At 36.6% G+C, this 19,576-nt stretch carries 20 protein-coding genes; 16 read left to right on the top strand and 4 right to left on the bottom strand.

Annotated features, from left to right (window positions below):
• Positions 1-146 precede the first annotated feature (146 nt).
• The 7 genes from ACLBWW_RS04155 to uvrC all read left to right on the top strand — a co-directional run bounded on the left by ACLBWW_RS04155 (position 147) and on the right by uvrC (position 7,637).
• Complete coding sequence (locus ACLBWW_RS04155) at positions 147-1,832, top strand: long-chain-fatty-acid--CoA ligase (protein WP_046958779.1); 1,686 nt, start codon at positions 147-149, stop codon at positions 1,830-1,832.
• Positions 1,833-1,938: 106 nt separating this feature from the next.
• The gene (locus ACLBWW_RS04150; protein WP_000742213.1) at positions 1,939-2,526 is read left to right on the top strand and encodes a TetR/AcrR family transcriptional regulator; all 588 of its coding nucleotides are present in this window, start codon (positions 1,939-1,941) and stop codon (positions 2,524-2,526) included.
• Positions 2,527-2,537: 11 nt separating this feature from the next.
• On the top strand, positions 2,538-3,314 hold the full coding sequence (locus tag ACLBWW_RS04145) for an enoyl-CoA hydratase (RefSeq protein ID WP_048541264.1): 777 nt from the start codon (positions 2,538-2,540) through the stop codon (positions 3,312-3,314).
• A 78-nt stretch (positions 3,315-3,392) separates the two neighbouring features.
• Entirely contained in the window at positions 3,393-4,166 is a 774-nt protein-coding gene (etfB, locus tag ACLBWW_RS04140) for an electron transfer flavoprotein subunit beta (RefSeq protein ID WP_001029035.1), read from the top strand.
• A 36-nt stretch (positions 4,167-4,202) separates the two neighbouring features.
• A complete protein-coding gene (gene etfA, locus ACLBWW_RS04135; protein WP_000101968.1) occupies positions 4,203-5,180 on the top strand; it encodes an electron transfer flavoprotein subunit alpha in 978 nt (325 codons plus the stop codon).
• A gap of 210 nt (positions 5,181-5,390) precedes the next feature.
• Positions 5,391-5,705: a thioredoxin gene (gene trxA, locus ACLBWW_RS04130; RefSeq protein WP_001018943.1), complete on the top strand. Its 315-nt coding sequence runs from the start codon at positions 5,391-5,393 to the stop codon at positions 5,703-5,705.
• A gap of 147 nt (positions 5,706-5,852) precedes the next feature.
• A complete protein-coding gene (gene uvrC / locus ACLBWW_RS04125; RefSeq protein WP_098887784.1) occupies positions 5,853-7,637 on the top strand; it encodes an excinuclease ABC subunit C in 1,785 nt (594 codons plus the stop codon).
• Positions 7,638-7,751: 114 nt separating this feature from the next.
• On the opposite strand, the gene ACLBWW_RS04120 is transcribed toward uvrC, so the two are convergent.
• The gene (locus ACLBWW_RS04120) at positions 7,752-8,201 is read right to left on the bottom strand and encodes a YslB family protein (protein ID WP_000042225.1); all 450 of its coding nucleotides are present in this window, start codon (positions 8,199-8,201) and stop codon (positions 7,752-7,754) included.
• 299 nt (positions 8,202-8,500) lie between these two features.
• On the opposite strand from ACLBWW_RS04120, the gene sdhC reads away from it, so the two are divergent.
• From sdhC to ACLBWW_RS04100, 4 genes are all read left to right on the top strand, one after another.
• A complete protein-coding gene (gene sdhC, locus ACLBWW_RS04115; protein WP_000678354.1) occupies positions 8,501-9,127 on the top strand; it encodes a succinate dehydrogenase cytochrome B558 in 627 nt (208 codons plus the stop codon).
• A 13-nt stretch (positions 9,128-9,140) separates the two neighbouring features.
• The gene (gene sdhA / locus ACLBWW_RS04110; RefSeq protein WP_048541272.1) at positions 9,141-10,934 is read left to right on the top strand and encodes a succinate dehydrogenase flavoprotein subunit; all 1,794 of its coding nucleotides are present in this window, start codon (positions 9,141-9,143) and stop codon (positions 10,932-10,934) included.
• Positions 10,927-11,688, top strand: a complete 762-nt coding sequence (sdhB, locus tag ACLBWW_RS04105) for a succinate dehydrogenase iron-sulfur subunit (RefSeq protein WP_001291827.1) — start codon at positions 10,927-10,929, stop codon at positions 11,686-11,688. The genes sdhA and sdhB overlap by 8 nt, the downstream gene beginning before the upstream one ends.
• 93 nt (positions 11,689-11,781) lie before the next feature.
• Positions 11,782-12,228 (top strand): acyl-CoA thioesterase, encoded by a 447-nt coding sequence (locus ACLBWW_RS04100; RefSeq protein WP_000822749.1) that lies wholly within the window; start codon positions 11,782-11,784, stop codon positions 12,226-12,228.
• 36 nt (positions 12,229-12,264) lie between these two features.
• On the opposite strand, the gene ACLBWW_RS04095 is transcribed toward ACLBWW_RS04100, so the two are convergent.
• Positions 12,265-13,044, bottom strand: a complete 780-nt coding sequence (locus tag ACLBWW_RS04095) for a M15 family metallopeptidase (RefSeq protein WP_048541274.1) — start codon at positions 13,042-13,044, stop codon at positions 12,265-12,267.
• Between the two features lie 265 nt (positions 13,045-13,309).
• Here ACLBWW_RS04095 and motA point away from each other — a divergent pair, with 265 nt between their 5' ends.
• A complete protein-coding gene (gene motA / locus ACLBWW_RS04090; protein WP_048541276.1) occupies positions 13,310-14,104 on the top strand; it encodes a flagellar motor stator protein MotA in 795 nt (264 codons plus the stop codon).
• Positions 14,094-14,882: a flagellar motor protein MotB gene (motB, locus tag ACLBWW_RS04085; protein ID WP_001256743.1), complete on the top strand. Its 789-nt coding sequence runs from the start codon at positions 14,094-14,096 to the stop codon at positions 14,880-14,882. Before motA ends, motB begins: the two co-directional genes overlap by 11 nt.
• Before the next feature lie 24 nt (positions 14,883-14,906).
• On the opposite strand, the gene ACLBWW_RS04080 is transcribed toward motB, so the two are convergent.
• Entirely contained in the window at positions 14,907-15,734 is an 828-nt protein-coding gene (locus ACLBWW_RS04080; RefSeq protein WP_048541278.1) for a 5'-nucleotidase, lipoprotein e(P4) family, read from the bottom strand.
• Positions 15,735-16,076: 342 nt separating this feature from the next.
• Here ACLBWW_RS04080 and ACLBWW_RS04075 point away from each other — a divergent pair, with 342 nt between their 5' ends.
• The 3 genes from ACLBWW_RS04075 (at position 16,077) to ACLBWW_RS04065 (ending at position 18,734) form a co-directional block, all read left to right on the top strand.
• Positions 16,077-16,961 (top strand): ABC transporter ATP-binding protein, encoded by an 885-nt coding sequence (locus tag ACLBWW_RS04075; RefSeq protein ID WP_048541284.1) that lies wholly within the window; start codon positions 16,077-16,079, stop codon positions 16,959-16,961.
• 2 nt (positions 16,962-16,963) lie between these two features.
• Positions 16,964-18,184 (top strand): ABC transporter permease, encoded by a 1,221-nt coding sequence (locus tag ACLBWW_RS04070; protein ID WP_098123507.1) that lies wholly within the window; start codon positions 16,964-16,966, stop codon positions 18,182-18,184.
• A 118-nt stretch (positions 18,185-18,302) separates the two neighbouring features.
• Entirely contained in the window at positions 18,303-18,734 is a 432-nt protein-coding gene (locus ACLBWW_RS04065) for an Rrf2 family transcriptional regulator (protein ID WP_000512998.1), read from the top strand.
• A 59-nt stretch (positions 18,735-18,793) separates the two neighbouring features.
• Here ACLBWW_RS04065 and ACLBWW_RS04060 read toward each other — a convergent pair whose 3' ends face one another.
• Positions 18,794-19,459, bottom strand: coding sequence for an MIP/aquaporin family protein (locus ACLBWW_RS04060; protein ID WP_000913204.1), 666 nt, complete (start codon positions 19,457-19,459; stop codon positions 18,794-18,796).
• Positions 19,460-19,576 lie beyond the last annotated feature (117 nt).

Raw genomic sequence — 19,576 nt, 5'->3', positions numbered from 1 at the left:
CATATAATAAGAAGTTAATGAAGTAAAGCATAGTTATACAAAAGTCAGAATATTATGATTGTAACGTTATGGTGACTATAATATAATGAAAACAACTTCATGAATGAACATTCATTTATTTTTATGTATTTGAAGGGGGAATGAAGGTGGAAAAACCATGGTTGAAAAGTTATCCAGAAGAAATTCCAAGTGCGATTTCTTATGATATTCAGCCGCTTCATGGATATGTGGAACAGGTGGCTTCACGTTATCCAGAAAAGAAAGCGCTTCACTTTTTAGGGAAGGATATTACATTTTCAGACTTCCACGATAAGGTGAAGAGGTTTGCAAATTATCTTCAAAAACTCGGTGTGGAAAAGGGTGATCGAGTTGCTATTATGTTGCCAAACTGTCCGCAATCTGTAATTGGTTATTATGGTACATTACTTGCGGGAGGTATCGTAGTACAAACAAATCCGCTATATACAGAAAGAGAATTAGAATACCAGCTTCATGATTCGGGAGCAAAAGTAATTCTTTGTCTCGATTTAGTGTTTCCAAGAGTAACGAATGTTCAATCTGCTACAAAAATTGAACATATTATCGTAACTCGGATTGCGGACTTTTTACCCTTCCCTAAAAATTTACTTTATCCATTTGTACAAAAAAAGCAGGCAAATCTTGTTGTGGATGTGTCGGAAAGCGAAACGATTCATCTATGGAAATCAGTAGAACGAGAAAGTAATGTTAATGTTGAAGTGCCTTGTGATCCTGAAAATGATCTAGCTCTTTTACAGTACACTGGAGGAACAACTGGATTTCCGAAAGGCGTTATGTTGACGCATAAAAACCTTGTTTCGAACACTTTAATGGGAGCTCATTGGCTATATAATTGTAAAGAAGGGGAAGAAGTAATTCTTGGTGTCCTTCCGTTCTTTCATGTGTATGGGATGACAGCTGTAATGAATTTAAGTATTATGCAAGGATATAAAATGGTGCTGATTCCGAAGTTTGATATGAAAATGGTTTTTGAAGCGATAAAAAAACATAAAGTCACACTATTTCCAGGGGCACCGACCATTTATATTGCTCTATTAAATAGTCCCCTCTTAAAAGAATATGATATTTCTTCTATTCAAGCTTGTATTAGTGGATCTGCCCCGCTTCCTGTAGAAGTACAGGAAGAGTTTGAGAGAGTTACAGGTGGGAAATTGGTAGAAGGTTATGGATTAACGGAGTCGTCGCCAGTTACACATGGGAATTTTTTGTGGGAAAAACGCGTGCCAGGAAGTATTGGTGTGCCGTGGCCAGATACAGAGGCAAACATTATGTCGCTTGAAACTGGAGAGGCTTTACCTCCGGGTGAAATTGGTGAAATTGTTGTAAAGGGTCCTCAAATTATGAAAGGGTATTGGAATAAGCCAGAAGAAACAGCAGCTGTATTACAAGACGGATGGCTTCATACAGGGGATGTTGGTTACATGGATGAAGATGGATTTTTCTATGTGAAAGATCGTAAGAAAGATATGATTGTTGCGAGTGGATTTAATGTGTATCCTCGCGAAGTAGAAGAAGTATTATATGAGCATGAAAAAGTGCAAGAAGTAGTGACGATTGGAGTTCCCGATCCATACCGGGGAGAGACAGTTAAAGCATTTGTTGTGTTAAAAGAAGGTGCGGAGTGTTCTGAGGAAGAATTAAACCAGTTTGCGCGTAAATATTTAGCGGCTTATAAAGTGCCGAAAGTATATGAGTTTAGAGATGAACTGCCGAAAACGACAGTCGGAAAAATTTTACGCCGTGTCCTAATAGATGAAGAGAAAAGAAAAAATGAGGATGAGCAAACGGGCTAAGGCCCTTTCTTTTTGAAAAAATAGGATTGACACTTTTCTAAATAGTCAGTATTATAAGAATATGAATGACTATTCATTCAGTCATCTTCTTGAAGGGGACAGTAAAGTGAAGAAAAATAGACCGAAATACAATCAAATTATTGATGCGGCAGTCATTGTGATTGCGGAGAATGGGTACCACCAAGCGCAAGTTTCTAAAATAGCAAAGCAAGCTGGGGTAGCTGATGGCACGATTTATTTATATTTTAAAAATAAAGAAGATATATTAATATCCTTATTCCAAGAGAAGATGGGAGATTTTGTCGAAACAATTCGTCAAAAAACAGCAGGAATTGAAAGCGCTGTATCGAAGTTATTCATGTTGGTAGAAACGCACTTCTTGCTGTTATCACAAAATGATCCTCTTGCTATCGTTACGCAATTAGAGCTAAGACAGTCCAATCAAGACTTACGCCTGAAAATAAATGAAGTATTAAAAGGCTACTTACAAGTTATGGATGAGATTTTGGAGACAGGTATAAAGCAAGGTGAATTCCAAGCGGATTTAAATGTTCGCGTGGCAAGACAAATGATCTTTGGAACAGTAGATGAAGTTGTGACCAATTGGGTAATGAGCGATCATAAGTATGATCTGGTCGCACTTTCAAAAACGGTACATGGGCTACTTATTGCAGCTTGTGGTTATCGTCAATAATGGGAGGGATCATGTTGAAATTCCTATCTGTAAGAGTTGAAGATCATATCGCGGTGGCGACGTTAAATCATGCGCCGGCAAACGCGATGTCTTCACAAGTTATGCATGACGTTACTGAATTAATTGATCAAGTGGAGAAGGATGATAACATTCGTGTTGTTGTTATTCACGGTGAAGGGCGCTTCTTCTCGGCGGGAGCAGATATTAAAGAATTTACATCTGTTACTGAAGCGAAGCAAGCGACAGAATTAGCGCAGCTTGGACAAGTTACGTTTGAGCGTGTTGAAAAATGTTCAAAACCAGTTATCGCGGCAATTCATGGAGCGGCACTTGGCGGCGGCCTTGAGTTTGCTATGTCTTGCCACATGCGCTTTGCAACTGAAAGTGCAAAACTTGGTTTACCTGAATTAACACTTGGATTAATTCCTGGATTTGCAGGTACACAGCGATTACCACGTTATGTTGGGAAAGCGAAAGCTTGTGAAATGATGTTAACAAGTACACCGATTACTGGTGCAGAAGCATTAAAATGGGGACTTGTTAACGGAGTTTTTGCTGAAGAAACATTTTTAGATGATACGCTTAAAGTTGCAAAACAGATTGCTGGAAAAAGCCCAGCGACGACTCGTGCTGTACTAGAGTTATTGCAAACGACGAAATCGTCTCATTATTATGAAGGTGTACAACGCGAAGCTCAAATCTTTGGTGAAGTATTTACGGGTGAAGATGGAAGAGAAGGTGTAGCAGCGTTTTTAGAAAAACGTAAGCCTTCATTTAATGGCAGGTAGTTCAATTATTTTTTTAATATAAATTAACAGAAAATTAAAATTGATAGAATCTTTCTGAAAAACAAGGGGGTAAATGGAATGAACATCTACGTACTCATGAAACGAACATTTGATACAGAAGAAAAAATCGTAATTAAAAACGGTGCAATTTACGATGGCGAAGCGGAATTCATCATCAACCCTTACGACGAATATGCGATTGAAGAAGCAATTCAAGTAAGAGACGCACAAGGTGGCGAAGTTACTGTTGTAACAGTCGGTGGCGAAGATAGTGAGAAAGAACTTCGTACGGCATTAGCGATGGGCTGCGATAAAGCTGTATTAATTAATATTGAAGATGATGTGGAAAATGGTGACCAGTTCACGACAGCAAAAGTACTTGCTGAATATTTAAAAGATAAAGATGTAGATTTAATTTTAGGCGGGAACGTTGCAATTGATGGTGCATCTGGACAAGTTGGTCCACGCGTAGCAGAAGCGTTAAATATTCCGTACGTAACGACAATTACAAAACTTGAAATTGACGGTACAAACGTGAAGATTGAGCGTGATGTTGAAGGTGATACGGAAGTGATTGAAACTTCATTACCAGTTTTAGTAACAGCACAACAAGGTTTAAATGAACCTCGTTATCCATCGCTTCCAGGTATTATGAAAGCGAAGAAAAAGCCACTAGAAGAAGTAGAATTAGATGATTTAGATTTAGAAGAAGATGATGTGGAAGCAAAGACAAAAACGATTGAAATCTATTTGCCTCCTAAGAAAGATGCAGGAAAAGTGTTACAAGGCGAGCTGCAAGATCAAGTAAAAGAACTTGTATCGTTGCTCCATACAGAAGCGAAAGTAATCTAATAAAATACGAAATTATATATGCAGGAGGGAAAATCTATGGCTCGTAAAGTATTAGTAATGGGTGAGGTTCGTGATGGATCGCTACGTAACGTTTCGTTTGAAGCGGTAGCAGCAGCAAAAACAATTGCAGAAGGCGGTGAAGTAGTAGGTCTTCTAGTTGGAGACAGCGTTGCCTCTTTTGCAAATGAATTGATTCATTACGGTGCAGATCGCGTTGTGACAGTTGAAAATGATAAATTAAAATCATATACATCTGATGGTTATGCACAAGCATTTTCAGCTGTATATGCTGAAGAAAAGCCAGAAGGTATTGTATTTGGACATACAGCACTTGGTAAAGATTTATCACCAAAATTAGCAGCGAAGCTCGAAGCTGGTCTAGTTTCTGATGTAACTGCTTTAGAAGTTGAAGGTGGAAATGTTATCTTTACTCGTCCAATTTACTCTGGTAAAGCATTTGAGAAGAAGATTGTAACGGACGGTATCTTATTTGCGACAGTACGTCCAAATAACATTGCAACGCTTGAAAAAGATGAGTCTCGCAGTGGTGACGTATCTTCTATTACAGTAGATGTGAAAGACCTACGTACAATTATTCAAGATGTCGTCCGTAAGACGGCAGAAGGTGTTGACCTTTCTGAAGCAAAAGTTATTATCGCTGGTGGACGCGGTGTGAAGAGTGAAGAAGGATTCAAGCCATTAAAAGAGTTAGCTGACGTATTGGGCGGCGCTGTTGGAGCATCTCGTGGTGCTTGTGACGCTGAGTATTGCGATTACTCATTACAAATTGGTCAAACTGGTAAAGTTGTTACGCCAGACTTATACATTGCATGCGGTATTTCTGGTGCGATTCAGCATTTAGCTGGTATGTCTAACTCAAAAATAATCGTTGCAATTAATAAAGACCCAGAAGCAAGTATCTTCAAAGTAGCTGACTATGGTATTGTTGGCGATCTATTTGAAGTCTTACCTCTTTTAACAGAAGAGTTTAAAAAGTTAAAAGTACATTCATGATTTGAGTACCCTTGAGTTCCAAGTGAAGTACCCCTATATATAGAAAAGGTGAGAGATCCCCTGTCTCTCATCTTTTTAGTATTTAATCCGTATTTTTATATAGTATAAAGGAACACTTTTTTGTTACAATACATAACGATACATATTATTCGCCACGTATATAAGTTAATGATATACTCTTGGTAGAATATACTTGAAGGAGGAAATAAAATGGCAATTGTAAATGCAAATGACCAAAGCTTCGCAGCTGAAACTAGCGAAGGTGTTGTATTATTAGATTTCTGGGCACCTTGGTGTGGACCTTGTAAAATGATCGCTCCTGTATTAGAGGAAATTGATGCAGAATTAGGCGAAAAAGTAAAAGTAGTAAAAGTAGACGTGGATGAAAACCAAGAAACTGCTCGTCAATTCGAAGTAATGAGCATTCCAGCTCTTTTCGTATTAAAAGACGGTAAAGTAGTTGATCAAGCGTTAGGTTACAAACCGAAAGAAGCGTTAGTAGAATTAGTTTCTAAACACTTCTAAAATAAAGGGCTACCATTTGGTAGCCTTTTTTATTTTCCTTTTTTACACCTTTCCGTTACAATAAAAGAACGTATGTTGGGTGTTTTGGCATAGTATGTTTTCATGTGAAAATAAAGATGCTAAGCATGTAGAAATGGAGGGTAACGAGTGCACGAACATTTAAAAGAAAAATTGGCTATTTTACCAGATCAACCTGGTTGTTATTTAATGAAAGATAAGCAAGGAACGGTTATATATGTCGGAAAGGCAAAAGTGCTTAAAAATCGTGTGCGCTCGTACTTTACTGGTTCGCATGATGGAAAAACACTGCGGCTTGTAGGAGAAATTGTAGATTTTGAATATATTGTAACTTCCTCAAATCTAGAGGCTCTCATTTTAGAGTTAAACTTAATAAAAAAACATGATCCAAAATATAATATTCAATTAAAAGATGATAAAACATATCCTTTTATTAAAATTACAGCTGAGAAACAGCCGCGATTACTTATTACGCGAAATGTAAAAAAGGATAAGGGAAAGTATTTTGGTCCTTATCCGAATGCACAATCAGCTCATGAAACGAAAAAGCTGCTAGATCGTATGTATCCGCTTCGTAAGTGCTCAAATATGCCAGATAAAGTTTGTTTATATTATCATATGGGTCAATGTTTAGCGCCTTGTGTGAAAGAAGTGACGGAAGAACAAAACAAAGAAATTGTAGATGAAATTATTAAGTTTCTAAATGGTGGGCATAAAGAAGTTCGTTCAGAATTAGAAACAAAGATGTATGAAGCTTCAGAGAAACTAGAATTTGAACGTGCAAAAGAGTTGCGGGATCAAATTGCTCATATCGATGCGATTATGGAAAAACAAAAGATGATTATGAGTGACTTAGTGGATCGTGATGTGTTTGGGTATGCAGTTGATAAAGGATGGATGTGTGTTCAAGTTTTCTTCGTTCGAAAAGGAAAGTTAATTGAACGTGATGTTTCTATGTTTCCAATCTACGATGAACCAGAAGAGGGATTTTTAACGTTTATCGGTCAATTTTATGAGAACAGCAGTCATTTTAAGCCGAAGGAAATTGTCGTTCCAGGAAGTATAGACTCAGAGTTAGTAGAGCGCTTTTTAGAAGTTGAAGCGACACAGCCGAAACGTGGTAAGAAAAAAGATCTTGTAGAATTAGCAAATAAAAATGCGAAGATTGCTCTTGAAGAGAAATTCTACTTAATTGAACGTGATGAAGAGCGAACGATTAAGGCGGTAGATCATTTAGGGAAGCAGCTCGGGATTGAAACACCTTATCGTATTGAGGCGTTTGATAACTCAAATATTCAAGGGACAAATCCTGTTTCTGCAATGATTGCTTTTATCGATGGGAAACCAGCTAAGAAAGAATATAGGAAATATAAAATTAAAACGGTTCAAGGGCCAGATGATTATGAGTCTATGAGAGAAGTTGTGAGACGCCGTTATACAAGGGCGCTGAAAGAGAGTTTGCCTTTACCAGATTTAATCATTATTGATGGTGGAAAAGGGCATCTGGCAGCTGTAAGTGATGTTCTAGAAAACGAACTCGGTTTATATATTCCGATGGCAGGGCTTGTAAAAGATGACAAACATAAAACTTCCCATTTAATTATTGGAGATCCACCTGAACCTGTGATGCTTGAGCGAAATAGCCAAGAATTTTATTTATTGCAGCGCATTCAAGATGAAGTGCATCGATTTGCGATTACATTCCATCGTCAATTACACGGGAAATCTGTCATTCAATCAGCACTGGATGATATTCCTGGAATTGGAGATAAACGAAAAAAGATATTGTTGAAACATTTTGGTTCATTAAAGAAGATGAAAGAAGCTTCTTTAGCTGAATTTGTCGAAGCAGGTATGCCGAAAAATGTCGCAGAGACGATTTATACTTATTTAGCGTATAAGAAGACGTTGTAGTTTACAACGTCTTCTATTTTTTGGTATAATTTCTGAAGATTTAAAATAAACCTAACTGAATGAAAATACAAAAAAGTCAACTAAACTTATATGTCTAGTTGACTGTAGGTAATGCTACACTTCAATGAGATCTTTTATATCCCATTTCACAAGAAATGTAATAGAGTCTGAACGTTTTTTCTTTTCTTCATAGGACTCTGCAACGACGTTTCGTTGCTTTTGAATTTGTTCAGCGATGAATCCAGCTTCTAATTGATAAGAAGAATGTCTGTTTTGTTTTTGACGTTCAGCGATGAGTGTGCCTTTAAGTTGGAACTGCATTTCACGACGCTTATGTTCAATAATGCTTAAAGTGCCCCAGCCAGCTTTTTCAAAGAACTGAATGACTTCTTCAATTGTTTCTAGTGGATATTTTCTTGCAAGGTTTCTACCAGACCAGTATAAAATACCATCTAAATCGTTACCGATTAAATCAGGTAGTAATTCTTCACGTAGCAATTCATAAGCGAAGGCGTTCAATGAAACATCTTCTAAAGATGTTGTATCGATTGTATTTTTACTCACAATATTCCCCTCTTTCTATAGGGATTATTATATAACATTTCTCATTTATAAAAACAGATTTTTCTTTGGGGAAATCTGAATATATAAGAAGGGAAAAAGAATTGGCAAATTATATGCAAATTATGTATACGTTTTCTTGACGCTTCGACAAAAATAGGGGTAAAATGAACTTGTTATCAAATTATGCTGAAATATTTCGAATAATTTTTTCAGTTTTTCTTATGCCAATAGTGAAAAAACATTATTGTTGTAAATTAATCTGAAAACAGCAGTCAAACATTCAAGGGGGTAATGGGGACATGAAAGGCCGCGAGTATACGTTTCGTAAGTGGCACTCATTAATGGGGGTCATCCCGGTTGGTGTCTTTTTGACGCAACATCTAATTGTAAACAACTTTGCAACAAGAGGAGCAGAGGCTTTTAACAAAGCTGCAGGCTTTATGGAGCTCCTTCCATTCCGGTATGCGCTAGAGATTTTCATCATCTTTTTACCGATACTGTACCATGCTATATATGGCTTATATATTGCATTTACAGCTAAGAACAATGCGGTTTCTTACGGTTATTTCCGTAACTGGATGTTCGTCTTCCAAAGAATTTCAGGTATCGTTACACTGATTTTCATTTCTTGGCACGTCTGGGAAACTCGTATTCAAGCAATGCTAGGTAAAGAGGTAAACTATGATATGATGGCAGATATTTTAAACAATCCAGCTATGTTTGCATTCTACTTAGTTGGTGTTGTTTCAACAATTTTCCACTTTGCAAATGGACTATGGACATTCTGCATAAGCTGGGGAATTACAGTATCTCCACGTTCACAAAGAATCTCTACTTATGTAACATTAGCTATTTTCTTAGGTCTATCTTATGTAGGTGTGAGTGCATTATTAGCGTTCATCGATCCACAGCTAGCAAATCAGTAAGGAGTGGGAGAGCATGAAAGGGAAACTTATAGTAGTCGGCGGTGGCTTGGCCGGCTTAATGGCAACGATTAAAGCGGCGGAAGCAGGAGTAAATGTTGAACTATTTTCTTTAGTACCAGTAAAACGTTCACATTCTGTATGTGCCCAAGGTGGAATTAACGGTGCCGTAAATACGAAAGGTGAAGGGGATTCTCCATGGATCCACTTTGACGATACAATTTATGGTGGGGACTTCTTAGCGAACCAACCGCCAGTTAAAGCAATGTGTGAAGCAGCACCTGGTATTATTCATTTAATGGACCGTATGGGTGTTATGTTCAACCGTACGGAAGAAGGACTTCTTGATTTCCGTCGTTTTGGTGGAACACAACATCACCGTACAGCATTTGCTGGTGCAACAACTGGACAGCAATTACTATACGCATTAGATGAGCAAGTACGTCGTCACGAAGTAGCAGGACTTGTAACGAAATATGAAGGTTGGGATTTCTTACGAGCTGTTGTTGATGACGAAGGTGTGTGCCGAGGAATCGTTGCACAAGACTTACAAACAATGGAGATTAAAAGTTTCCAAGCTGATGCCGTAATTATGGCAACAGGGGGCCCTGGTATCATCTTTGGAAAATCAACTAACTCTATTATTAATACAGGTACAGCAGCTTCTGCTGTATATCAACAAGGCGCATATTATGCAAACGGCGAGTTCATTCAAATTCATCCAACGGCAATTCCTGGAGACGATAAATTACGTCTTATGAGTGAATCGGCACGTGGTGAAGGTGGCCGTGTTTGGACATATAAAGATGGTAAACCATGGTACTTCCTAGAAGAAAAATATCCGGCTTACGGAAACCTTGTACCTCGTGATATTGCAACGCGTGAAATCTTTGACGTTTGCGTAGAGCAAAAACTAGGTATTAACGGTGAAAACATGGTGTACTTAGATCTTTCTCATAAAGATCCGAAAGAACTAGATATTAAACTTGGTGGAATTATTGAAATCTATGAGAAGTTTACAGGTGATGATCCTCGTAAACTACCAATGAAAATCTTCCCAGCAGTTCACTATTCAATGGGCGGACTATGGGTTGATTATAAGCAGATGACAAGTATTCCAGGTTTATTTGCAGCAGGTGAGTGTGATTATTCTATGCATGGTGGTAACCGTCTAGGTGCGAACTCACTATTATCAGCAATTTACGGTGGTATGGTAGCAGGACCGAACGCGATTGAGTATATGAAAGGTCTTTCTAAATCGTCTGATGCTGTTTCATCTACTGTATATGAGCAAAATGAATTAATCGAAACAGAGAAATTTAACAATATTTTAATGCTTGATGGTAACGAAAATGCATATGTTCTTCATAAAGAGCTTGGAGAATGGATGACAGATAACGTTACAGTAGTTCGTGAAAATAAAAAGCTACTAGAAACTGATGCGAAAATTGAAGAGTTAATGGCGCGTTACAAACGCATTAACATTAACGATACAGCGAGATGGAGTAACCAAGGTGCTTCATTTACACGCCAACTTGCAAATATGTTTGAGTTAGCACGTGTTATTACAATTGGCGCATATAACCGTAATGAGAGCCGCGGGGCGCATTACAAACCTGAATTCCCAAATCGTGATGATGCAAACTTCTTAAAAACTACGATGGCGAAATTTGAAGGAGAAGGAAATGCACCAGCATTCCATTACGAAGAAGTGGATGTTTCATTAATTAAACCACGTAAACGTGACTATTCCTCAAAACATGATGTAGCTGCTAAGGGTGAAGAGAAGGGGGATAAGCAACATGTCTGAGAAAACAATCCGCCTCATCATTACGAGACAAGATGGACCAGACGCTCAAGCGTTTGACCAAGAGTTTGAAATTCCATATCGTCCAAATATGAACATTATTTCGGCACTGATGGAAATTCGTCGTAATCCTGTTGATTCAAAAGGAAACCAAACGACTCCGATTGCATGGGATATGAACTGTTTAGAGGAAGTATGTGGCGCATGTTCGATGGTTATTAACGGAAAACCACGTCAATCATGTACAGCTCTTATTGATCAGTTAGAACAACCAATTCGCTTAAAGCCGATGAAGACATTCCCAGTTGTACGTGATTTACAAGTTGACCGTAGTCGCATGTTTAACGCTCTAAAACGCGTTAAAGCTTGGATTCCAATTGATGGTACGTATGACTTAGGACCAGGACCAAGAATGCCTGAGAAGAAACGTCAATGGGCTTATGAGCTTTCAAAATGTATGACATGTGGTGTTTGCTTAGAATCATGTCCAAACGTAAATAGTAAATCTGACTTTATTGGACCAGCACCGTTATCACAAGCTCGTTTATTCAACTCACATCCGACGGGTGAAATGCATAAAGCAGATCGCTTACGTGCAATTATGGGAGATGGAGGACTTGCAAACTGTGGTAACTCTCAAAACTGTGTGCAATCATGTCCGAAGGGTATTCCATTAACAACTTCAATTGCGGCATTAAACCGAGATACAACAATTCAATCGTTTAAAGATTTCTTTGGTAGCGACAATAACTATTAATAAATATTGCCTCTTCATGTTGAAGAGGCAATATTTATAACTTTATTTTTCTGTTTATTCTGTTTATTTTGAGGGCGAAAAGGAGAGGAAACAATGAAGAGGATTTCTTATATTGAAGACTTTGAGCGATGGGAAAGTGGTTTTTCATTTTACAATCCTGTAAAAGTTCGTTTTGGTGAAGTAGATATGTTTGGGCATGTAAATAATGTCGTTGCCTTTACCTATTTTGAAGAAGCACGTATCGCATTGTTTAAAGAACTTGGATTTATGCAAGAATGGACGCATGAATCTTCAGAAACGATGATCGTTGTTGCAGATTTACAATGTAATTTTATTAAGCAAATATATTTTGATGAACAGTTGAAGGTGTATGTAAAAGCGGGATCGGTTGGGAATTCTTCTTTAGATTTGCATTACATGGTGAAGAATGCAGAAGGAGAAGCTTGTTTAGTCGGCCGTGGAATGATGGTTCAAGCATCGAAAAAAACGGGAAAAGGCGAACCGTGGCCTGAAGAATGGAAGAAAAAATTACTACAATGATAGAGTGAAAGAAAAATAAGAGAGCAATTTGCTCTCTTATTTTTTGTCTTTCATTGCTTCTTCTAATGTTAAATGATGTTTATATATGTATGTAGCGTATGGATTACCAACGTAGCGCAAATGCCACGGTTCATATGAATATTCTGTTGTTTCTGTTTTATCTTCTAAATAACGAATGACAAAGCCAAATTCATGGGCATGTTTTGCAACCCATTTTCCTTCGGCTGTCTCTCCAAAAATAGGCTCTAATTGGAATTTAGCAGATTTTGAACTAATATCCATTGCTAAACCAGTTTGATGTTCACTCGTACCAGGAATGGCACTTACTGAATCAGCTTCAGCTTTTCCTTGACGTCTAACGTATGTATCATGTAATGATTTTTGGCGTTTGTATGAACGATAACCAGATACAGCTGTAAGTTCAAGGCCTTCTTTCTTTGCCGCTTCAAACATATTTTCAAGCGCATCTGCAGCATCTTTACGCAGCAATGTTTTTTCTTTATCTTTTGGACTAGTAAATGGTACGTTTGGTCTTGTTAAGTCTTCAGGTATGTATCCGTCTGGTAGTTTTCGATGTTTATTCACTAAGACAAGATTAGACTCTGGATTTGTTACAACGGAAAAATCATTTTCTAGCTTCTTTGCAGTATGATCAGCTTTTGGAAAAGCAGGAATCTCTTCTTTTTGGTGATTACTATGCTGTTGACTTTCGACAGCTTTCGCCTCATTTTGTAGTGGTGATTTAGAACTAAAGTAAGCGAAAGAAGTGATACCGATTACAATAGTAGTGGCAGAAATAATGATTATCTTTTTCATGATACCTTGTAATCACAGTCCTTTCTTAATAAAATATGTATCGTTTTTTATTATAAGTCTAGTTTACTGAAAAAGAAATATAAGAGTCGTAACGTAATAGAAATGCAAAGAAAATGTCAGAAAATGTGTGAAATTGTAGTATTTTTTCATATAATTCATTTCTTATCTTTCATGAAATTCATTTTTTATGTAATATATATACATAAGAAGATGTAGCGATTATCGAGAATGAAGAACTTCTTGTATAGACTAGGAGTGAATGGGAATGGATTTTGCAACAATTATTGGGCTCATTTTAGGATTTGTAGCGGTAGTAGTAGGGATGGTCGTCAAGGGCGCTGACATAACAGCCTTATTGAATCCTGCCGCAGCATTAATTATTTTTATCGGTACATTTGCTGCAGTATGTATAGCATTTCCGATGAATCAACTAAAAAGGGTTCCAAAATTATTTAAAGTTCTTTTTGGTTCAAATAAAAAGGATTTAAGTTATGAACAGTTGCTAGAATTATTTGTTCATTGGACATCAGAAAGTAGAAAATACGGTATTTTGTCTTTAGAGCAACAATTAGACAAAATTCAAGATGAATTTCTTTTGCGTGGTATGAAATTTGTGATTGATGGCGTATCCGCAGAAGATCTAGAACAGATTTTAGAAGCTGAATTAGAAGCAATTGAAGAAAGGCATGCAAAAGGAGCGGCAATTTTTTCTCAAGCTGGTACATATGCACCGACATTAGGGGTTTTAGGTGCTGTTATTGGTCTTGTAGCTGCACTTGGCAATTTAACTGATATTGAAAAGTTAGGTCACGCTATTTCGGGTGCTTTTATTGCAACGATTTTTGGTATTTTTTCAGGCTATGTATTATGGCATCCATTTGCAAATAAACTAAAGCAAAAATCTGCAGCTGAATTAGAGAAAAAACGTTTAATTATTGATTGTTTATTAATGTTACAAGAGGGTACATATCCGTTTATTATGAAGAACCGCATTTTAGGTGCACTTTCTGCAACTGAACGTAAAAAGCTAGAAAAAGGAGCAGAAAAAAATGCGGAGTAAAAAAAATAGAAGAGGTAAAAAGAAAAAACACGAAGAACATATCGATGAAACTTGGTTAATCCCTTATTCTGATATGTTAACGTTGTTATTTGCATTGTTCATCGTTTTATTTGCGATGAGTAGTATAGATGCTGCGAAGTTCAAACAGATGGCAGTAGCATTTCGAAGCGAATTAGCAGGTGGAACAGGAAATAAAGAGTTTTTAAGTGATCAGAAGCCAAATGATGAAAAGGAATTATCAGCAAGTAGCCTTGAGGCAGAACAAGCAAAAAAACAAGAAGAAGCTAGAGAAAAAGAAAAAAAAGAAATGGATGAATTGAAAGCATTACAAAAAAAGATTGATCAATATATTAATGAGAAACAATTATCCTCTTCTTTTCAAACTAAATTAACTGAAAAGGGATTAATGGTGACAATATTAGAGAATGTGCTGTTTGATTCGGGGAAAGCAGATGTGAAGTTAGAATCACTAGGGATTGCAAAAGAGATGTCTAGCTTACTTGTTTCAGCGTCACCTCGTGAGATTACAGTATCTGGTCATACGGATAATGTCCCTATTGCCAATGCGCAGTTTGCATCGAACTGGGAATTAAGTACGCAGCGTGCAGTTAATTTTATGCAAGTATTACTCCAAAATAAAGAATTACAACCAGAAAAATTTAGTGCGATTGGTTACGGAGAATACCGTTCAATTGCTCCAAACGATACACAAGAAGGAAAGGCAAAGAATAGGCGTGTGGAAGTGTTTATCTTGCCTTTAACAGAGAAGGGAAAATAAAGAGGATGGCGAATGCCATCCTCTTTATTTTGCATCAAATGATTTTAAGTTGTCGCGACGGATTTTATCTTTTTCTGCATCTGATTTTTTGAAATCATAATCATATAAAGCGCCTTCCCAATCACCATACATTGGATTCGGGAAAATAATAAATTTCTCACCAAATTGTGCTTTCGAATCTGATACTGCTTGATTGCGGTCTTTTACAGACTTCCCATCAAAACCAGTGAAATCAGATAAGTTATCACCGAAGAATAAGAAGATATCATGTGTTTGCGAAACGAGTTCACGGCGTTTTTCTTTTCCTTTTTCTTTCGGATCTTGTAGTAATATATGTTCTTTCGTTGCTTGAGGAGCACCTACACGCTCAAGATTTTTAATTGTTGCATCTAGTTGGTTCGTTTTACGATTTGAGATGTAATAAATATCTACACCTTTAGACTCCGTATATTTTAAGAAATCAATTGCGCCTGGAAGGGCTTCAGCTTCGGCCTTATTAATCCAATCATCCCATTTGTAAGGATAGCCTTTTCCTGTTTTTACGCTCATTGCTTGATGAGGGCTGTTGTCTAAAACAGTTTCGTCTAAATCAAGTACGATAGCAGGCTTTTTCTCTGTCCCTTTTGCAAGAGCTGCATCAAGCTTCAATTGACCGATATTGTACCCTTGGTAGTAAAGTGCTTTCGTTTCACCGGCTGTTTGATACCATAAATCAGCCATTAATTGCTGTTCTGTTAATTTTACTTTTTCTTCTTTTGCCACTGTTTTCTCTGGTGTTCCTGAACATGCTACAAGCGATGTAGATAGAACCGCTACAGATAATAAAGTGGTAATACCCCTCTTCATCTTCATATGTATCCTCCTTGATGTTAGAAAATCATCTTATATTATATATTAAAATATAAAAATTTTTTATGAACATTTGCATATTATCTTTTGTATATATAGTAGTATGTCCTATATTAGAAAGATGAGAAAAATAATGGAAATCGTTTTGACAACTTTTATTGTCGAAATGACAATTATAATTGACAAATGACATGATATTATTTACAATTTTAACTAAATAGAACAAATGATGGATTAAGGAGATGTTACATACTAAGAGGATGAAGTGTAGTGCTATATTTTATCCTGAATAAACATAGTCTTTGAAAGAGAGTATGAATGATATTAAAGGGGAGGCTTTATACTTTGAGTTTACAAATTCAGAACTTAACGAAACTATTTGGGGAATCTAAAGCAGTGAACGGTTTGCAAATTTCGTTACCAAGAGGTGAAGTACTAGGATTACTTGGACGTAATGGTGCAGGGAAAACAACGACAATCAAAATGCTTCTCGGATTATTAACGCCAAATGAAGGCTCTATTACATGGGATGGAAAAACATTTGGGACTAGTGGGGTAACGATTGGGTATTTACCAGAAGAAAGAGGTTTATATACAAAAAGTAGAGTAATAGACCAGTTGCGATATTTTGGTAGATTAGAAGGAATGTCGAAAAAAGAAGTAGATCTTGCTATTGATCACTGGTTAGAGCGATTAGCAATACCGGAATATAAATTTAAAACGGCAGGAGAGCTTTCAAAAGGAAATCAGCAAAAAATCCAATTAATTGCTGCTCTTCTTCATAATCCTGAACTTCTCATTTTAGATGAACCATTTAGTGGACTGGACCCAGTTAATGCTGGAATGTTAGCTAGCATTATTGAAGAACAAGTACAGAGCGGAAAGACCATTATTTTATCTAGTCATCGTATGGAACAAGTAGAGGCTTTTTGCCAACATGTATGTATTTTGAAAAAAGGCGAAGCAGTCGTAAAAGGCCAGTTAAGTGATATTAAAAAAGAGTACGGTTTCCGTAATTTAACGATTGAAGATACAGAAGAGAACGCGAAGGGATTAGAAGCTATTCATGTATCCTATGAAAAACAACAAGGCCTTCTTTATGTGCAAGTACAAGATGATGCAGAAGCTCTAAAGATTTTACAACAGTTGCAAGAACAAGGTGTTACCTTACGACAATTTAAAATGTTAGAGCCGACGTTAAACGAAATCTTTGTAGAGAGGGCGAAATAACGATGCGTAAATTTTCTCACGTATTTTCATTTTATTTCAGGGAAGCATTTTTATCTAAAAAATCATTAATTACGAGTGCGATTTTATTTTTAGTTGTGTTTGGACTTTTCGCATTTAATCATTTCACTGCTGATAACGATAAAGGAAAAGATAAATTTGCGGTAATAACGGAAAGCGATACTTATAAAGTGCAAGAAAGTGATGTAACAAAGTTACTTCCGTCTGCTAAAGTAACTGTAGAAAATAAGGATAAATTTAATGAGCTACGTAAGCAAGTGGAAGATGGGGATTTAGACGGTTTATTCCATATTACAGAAAAGAATGGTATTCCGGAAGTGACGTATATGTATAGTGGTTTTCCGAGTCAATCAACTGCTACACTTATGGCAAGTTATTTAAAGGAACAGTATACAGCGGTAATGATTGAAAAAAATAATGTATCTGCCGAAGTAGCAAAACAGTTACAGATGGAAATTCCGTTAAAACAAGAAGCAGTAAAGGATCATGCATCTTCCTTTGGAATTGGTTATGTTTTCTCCTTTGCTTTATATATGTTTATTATTGTGTTTGGAACTGCAATTGGGACGACGATAGCCTCTGAAAAGTCATCTCGTGTTATGGAGTTAATGCTTCCGAAAGTAAAACCATTAACAATGCTACATGCCAAAATTTTAGCAATTGTTTCTAGCGCTTTACTATTACTAGTTATTGCTTCCTTCGGTTTTCTTGTACCATATTTATTAGGTTGGATAGATTTAGAAAACGCATCTTTAATAGGACTTACACTAGACTTTTCTAAATTGGATGCGGTAGTAATTAGTATGTTCGTTGTATATTTTGTTACGGGCTACTTACTATATGCAATGTTATATGCAGCGGTTGGGGCTGTTGTATCAAAAATTGAGGATGTGCAATCTCTTTCGTTCCCAATTACTATGTTAGGTATAGCAGCATTTTTCATTAGTATTAAATCATTATTTGATCCTAATAGTACATTAGCTGTAGTTAGTTCATATATTCCATTCTTTACACCTATGGTTACATTTTCAAGACTTGTAGCTGGTGAAGCAGGTGCTGTAGAAATTGGTGTGACATTAGTAATTTTATTGGTGACTATCGTTATCATCAATATGCTTACAAGTCGCATTTACGTAAATGGCGTAATGAATTACTCAGATAAAGTGAAATTTAAAGATTTAGCGAAGTTTATAAAGCGTCAATAATGAGAGAAAAGTATGATTTCCTATTGGAATCATGCTTTTTCTTTATGTATAAATTAAAAATAGTATATAATAATAAGAGTCGTCTTTTAATAGAATGAATACAAAGGAGGGTGTGCAGATGGGGATTAGTAGTCGTTTTACAGTAGGTGTTCATATGTTAACGTTACTTGCGATAGATCGAAACTCTCGCTGTACCTCTGAATGGATTGCTGGTAGTGTGAATACAAATCCAGTTGTGATTCGTCGCATTACAGGAATGTTGAAGAGAGCAGGACTTGTTGATGTACAAGCTGGTAAAGGTGGTACGACACTTGCTCGTGATTTAGAAGAAATTACATTACTTGATGTATATAAAGCAGTGGAAGTTGTAGAAGAAGGACAACTATTTTCCTTCCATGAAAATCCCAACATTGAATGTCCAGTAGGAGCTAATATTCAATCAGTATTAGAAATTATTTTAATGCAAGCGCAAGAAGCGATGGAAAACGTACTTGCAAATGTAACGGTAGATCAATTAGTTACAAACTTAAAGTCTAAAATGAAAGAGTAAAAAAGCGAGCAACCTCATAATGAGGGCTCGCCTTTTTTTATTCAGAAATATTGAAAATTCTATTTTTCAGTATTTAAAATGAATTTACCAACAATAGCTGCTACGATACCACCAAGAATTGGTGCTACGATGAATACCCATAGTTGAGAAAGTGCTTCTCCGCCAGCGAATAGAGCTGGTGCGATACTACGAGCTGGGTTAACAGAAGTTCCAGTTAACGGAATTCCTAATAAGTGAACTAAAACTAATGTGAAACCAATTACTAATCCTGCTAGAGAAGAACTTCCTTTTTTACCTGTTACAGCAACGATAACTAAAATGAATACGAAAGTTAAAATAAATTCAACTAGAAATGCTCCAGATAAACCAAGAGTTCCAAAACCATTTTGTCCTAAATTATCTAAAGGTGTTTTAGCAGAGCGTAAAATCGTTACTAACGTTGCAGTTCCTAATAAACCACCTAAAATTTGAGCTAATACATAATAACAAAGTTCCATAGCGTTCATTCTTTTGTTGATGAACATAGCTACTGATACTGCTGGGTTAATGTGACATCCAGAAATTGTTCCGATGCTATATGCCATAGCCACAATAGATAGACCGAAAGCCATAGCGATTCCTAATGTTCCAATTCCTTCAATTCCGCCGCCAATGACAGCTACTCCAGTTCCGAATAATACAAGTACAAATGTACCAATAAATTCAGCGATTGCTTTTTTTAACATAATTTACCTCCTAATATTGCGCATGAAACGTATTATAACATAGGTTTTAGTATAAACAGCTAATGAAATACTATTCTGATAAGGCGAAATAGGGGGACAATAAAAAAAGAGTATAGT

This window comes from Bacillus sp. M5A3_1b, assembly GCF_053345335.1.
The sequence above is the reverse complement of the archived record's forward strand: the minus strand, read 5'-3'. Positions and strand labels throughout refer to the sequence as shown.